Origin of the sequence: Candidatus Pelagibacter communis, assembly GCF_001180105.1 — a bacterium.
Taxonomy (GTDB): Bacteria; Pseudomonadota; Alphaproteobacteria; order Pelagibacterales; family Pelagibacteraceae; genus Pelagibacter; species Pelagibacter ubique_K.
The window spans coordinates 1-3,790 of sequence record NZ_CVSO01000067.1 but is presented as its reverse complement, the minus strand read 5'-3'; the positions used below and the strand labels follow the sequence as shown (position 1 = coordinate 3,790).

7 protein-coding genes are annotated in these 3,790 nt (G+C 27.2%); 3 read left to right on the top strand and 4 right to left on the bottom strand.

Annotation, left to right across the window (positions count from 1 at the left end; genetic code table 11):
- The 3 genes from AMN84_RS04335 to AMN84_RS04325 all read left to right on the top strand — a co-directional run.
- A partial coding sequence (locus tag AMN84_RS04335) for a 2-C-methyl-D-erythritol 2,4-cyclodiphosphate synthase (protein ID WP_143755551.1) occupies positions 1-335 on the top strand: 335 nt, incomplete at its 5' end.
- Positions 328-828 carry a phosphatidylglycerophosphatase A family protein gene (locus tag AMN84_RS04330; protein ID WP_075483735.1) on the top strand — a complete coding sequence of 167 codons (501 nt, stop codon included), beginning with the start codon at positions 328-330 and terminating at the stop codon, positions 826-828. The genes AMN84_RS04335 and AMN84_RS04330, both read left to right, overlap by 8 nt.
- Complete coding sequence (locus AMN84_RS04325; RefSeq protein WP_075483734.1) at positions 815-1,285, top strand: CinA family protein; 471 nt, start codon at positions 815-817, stop codon at positions 1,283-1,285. Before AMN84_RS04330 ends, AMN84_RS04325 begins: the two co-directional genes overlap by 14 nt.
- Here AMN84_RS04325 and AMN84_RS04320 read toward each other — a convergent pair.
- The 4 genes from AMN84_RS04320 to eno all read right to left on the bottom strand — a co-directional run.
- On the bottom strand, positions 1,268-1,717 hold the full coding sequence (locus tag AMN84_RS04320; protein ID WP_075483732.1) for a type II toxin-antitoxin system RatA family toxin: 450 nt from the start codon (positions 1,715-1,717) through the stop codon (positions 1,268-1,270). The two genes, AMN84_RS04325 and AMN84_RS04320, sit on opposite strands and share 18 nt — an antisense overlap.
- The gene (lipA, locus tag AMN84_RS04315) at positions 1,686-2,636 is read right to left on the bottom strand and encodes a lipoyl synthase (protein ID WP_075483730.1); all 951 of its coding nucleotides are present in this window, start codon (positions 2,634-2,636) and stop codon (positions 1,686-1,688) included. The genes AMN84_RS04320 and lipA overlap by 32 nt, the downstream gene beginning before the upstream one ends.
- Positions 2,629-2,925 (bottom strand): septation ring formation regulator EzrA, encoded by a 297-nt coding sequence (locus AMN84_RS04310; RefSeq protein WP_075483728.1) that lies wholly within the window; start codon positions 2,923-2,925, stop codon positions 2,629-2,631. Before AMN84_RS04310 ends, lipA begins: the two co-directional genes overlap by 8 nt.
- The coding region (gene eno / locus AMN84_RS04305) for a phosphopyruvate hydratase (protein WP_075483726.1) at positions 2,922-3,790 on the bottom strand (869 nt) is incomplete at its 5' end. The genes eno and AMN84_RS04310, both read right to left, overlap by 4 nt.

Below are 3,790 nucleotides of genomic sequence, written 5' to 3'. Positions count from 1 at the left end.
TTCTTGGTGCTTGCAGAAAGGGTGATATAGGACAAAAATTTTCAGATAAAGATGCAAAATTTAAAAATATAAGATCAACAATTTTGTTAAGGAAAGTTATTAAAGAAATAGAAAAAAGTGGATTTTTTATTAATAATCTAGATATAAATATAATAACTCAAACTCCAAAAATTAGTAAATATAAAAAAAAGATGATTTCGATGATATCTAAATTATGTAAAATTAAAAAGGATCGAATCAATATCAAAGGTAAAACAGCAGAGAAACTTGGTGTAATAGGAAAAGAAAAAGCCATTGCTTGTGAAGTGATAACTTCAGTTTTCAAATATGAATAAAAAAATTGGAAAAATGATTGTTACGATGTTTGGTGTTGGTTATATGAAATATTTTCCAGGTACTTTTGCTTCTTTAATAACAGCTTCGATGTATTATATTTTTTATACGATTAAAATAAATTATTTTTTGTTAATATTTATTAACCTTCTTTTATTTATTTACTCAGTTTTGATGATTAATAATTTGGAAGGTGAATTTGAAGAAATAGACTCAAAAGAAATCGTAATTGATGAATTTTTGGGTCAATCGATACCAATTATCTTCTTTTATATAATTTTTTATGAAGGATCTGTATCGACTAACTTTTTTTTTATAATTGTTTTTTTATCTTTCATTGGATTTCGTTTTTTTGATATCTTAAAACCTTATCCAATTAATTATGTGGATAAGAACATGAAAAATGGTTTTGGTGTTATTTTAGATGATCTTATAGCAGGTTTCTTCACGCTAATAGTGTTATATATCTGCATAATTTTTTATGGTCAAATTTAGTAAATTAATTAAGAAATTAAAAAAGAAAAAATTAAAGATTAGTTTTGCTGAGTCTTGTACTGGTGGATTACTCGCTCAATCTATAACCTCGATAAGTGGAGCTTCAAAGGTATTTAATTTAAGTGTTGTTACTTATTCAAATAAATCGAAAAGTTCAATTCTTAATGTACCAAAAAAAATAATTAATAAATTTGGAGCTGTAAGTGAGGAATGTTGCCTAAGTATGGTAAAAAATTTAGCAAAAATAAGCAAAAGTCAAATAAATGTGTCTATTACTGGAATAGCTGGACCTAAGGGTGGCTCTAAGTTTAAACCAGTGGGTCTTGTTTTCATTGGAATTAAATATAAAGGTAAAAACAATATTTATAAATATTTGTTTGCAAATAAAACAAGGAGATCTATTCAAAATGCAAGTGCAAAAGCCGTAGTAGATAATTTACTAAACCTTATTAAATAATTTCTCTGCCCTACTTTGGAACGCGTCAGCAATTTTATCGAGACCGTATTTAAATGATTTATTCATAAAAATATTTAAGAATTTATTTTTTAATTCAAAATCCAGATCAAAAGTTACCTCTGTAAAATTCTCTTTTTGATCAAATTTCCACTTATTTTCCAAATATTTTAAAGGTCCTTCAATATTTTTTACGTAAATAATGTTCTCCTTTTTATCAAATTTAACATCACTCTTATAAGTGTCTTTAAAAGGACCTTTGCCGATTGTTAAGTCAGCCTCGATATATTGAAAATTACCCACAGACTCATCTTTATATATGTGAGCATTTAAACAATATGGAATAAATTTTGGGTATTCTTCAATATTGAGAACAAGATCGATTAAATCTTTTTTGGAACAATTAATGTTTCTCTTTATCGAAGCTTTTGGCATTAGAAGTTATTCTATTTTTTTTTAATTTAGCAAAGTCTTCGTCTGCATGATAAGACGATCTTGTTAGTGGAGACGAAGATACTAATAAAAAACCTTTTGCTTTAGCGATAACTTCTAAATCTTTAAATTCACTTGGATCATAGTATCGTTGAAGTGGAAAGTGCTTAACAGATGGTTGTAAATACTGTCCAATTGTTAAGAAATCAACATTAGCAGATCTTAAATCGTCCATAACTTGTAAAATTTCATCCTTTGTTTCACCCATACCAACCATTATTCCAGACTTTGTAAAAGTTTCCTGATTTATTTGTTTAGCGTTTTTTAATAATTCAAGAGATGAAAAATATCTAGATCCAGGTCTTACCTTTAAGTATAAACTTGGAACAGTTTCGATATTATGATTAAAAACATCTGGCATTGCTTCCAAAACTCTTTTGTAAGCTTCTCCCTTTCTTAAAAAATCAGGAGTTAAAACTTCAATTGTTGTTTCTGGATTAGCTTCTCTTGTAGACTTGATAGTTTCATAAAAATGATTTGAGCCACCATCTTTGAGATCATCTCTATCAACAGAAGTGATTACTACATGACGCAAGTTTAATCTTTTAACCGCCAAGGCTATTTTTTTTGGTTCAAAAGGGTCCAATTTTTCTGGTCTTCCAGTTTTAACATCACAAAAAGCGCAAGCTCTTGTACAAGTGTCCCCCATAATCATAAAAGTTGCATGTCTTTTGCTCCAACATTCGGTAATATTCGGACAATTTGCTTCCTCACAAACTGTAACTAATTTTTGTTGGTTGACTATACTTTTTGTAAGAAAAAATTCTTTACTGTTTAAAAGTTTTGACTTAATCCAAGCTGGTTTTTTTTTAATTGGATTAATTTGATTTTTTTGTTTTTCTGGATGTCTTACTTTATTCATTTTCAATAATATAGGTATTCTCACCTTTTTTTCCAACTACAAATTTGTCCCTTATTAAAATTTCAAGGTAATCTTTGTCTAAATTCTCACCAATAAGACTATTAATTTTTTTCACCTTTGTTATTTCATTAGTTAAAAAGAGTTTTTTCTTTAAAAGATTTTCAAATTGATTTTTTTTATCTAGATACGCAAATAAACCTCTATTACCTCCAAGTAAATTTAAAGAAAAATAAATAATTAATATTATTGGAAGTATGAATATAATATTTTTTTTAATAACATTTATCATTTCAATTTAGCCATATTATTGCTTTTTATAAGGTCAGCTTCTATTCTCAATAACTGATTAAATTTTGCAACCCTTTCTGATCTACATAATGAGCCAGTTTTTATTTGATTTGAATTAGTTCCAACTGCTAAATCAGATATAAATGTATCTTCTGAGTCGCCTGATCTATGGGAAATGATAGTTGTATAACCAATATTTTGGGCAAATCTTATAACATCTAGGGTCTCAGAAACTGTACCGATTTGATTTAATTTAATTAAAATAGAATTCGATGATTGATATAAAAAACCCTTTTTCAATCTTTGAAGATTAGTTACATAAAGATCATCACCTACGATCTGTATTTTTTTTTCTTTTTTATGCAAATCAGACCATGATTTCCAATCGTTTTCTGCGAAAGGATCTTCAATAGATTTTATTTTATATCTTTTAACTATTTTTGAGTAGAACAATATTGTATTTTTGTATGAGATATATTTTTTTGAATCTATTGCGTATTTATTATTTTTAAAAAGTTCATTTGCAGCAACATCTAAACATATTGATACATCTCTTCCGTTAACAAAACCTGCCTTTTTTATTGCATTCGAGATTAATTTTAATGCCTCTTCGTTTTTTGAAATCATTGGGGCGAAACCACCTTCATCTCCAACAGATGTAGATAAATTTTTACTAATAAGTAATTTTTTCAAGCTTTGTATTACTAAAAAACAAATATTCATTGCCTCGCTAAAACTCTTTGCTTTATCCGGTCTAATCATAAATTCTTGAATTTTTAAACCATTATTAGCATGAGCACCCCCATTGATGATATTCATAAGGGGAAAGGGTAATTTAAAATTTTTTTTTATCAAAAAGTTTTTAT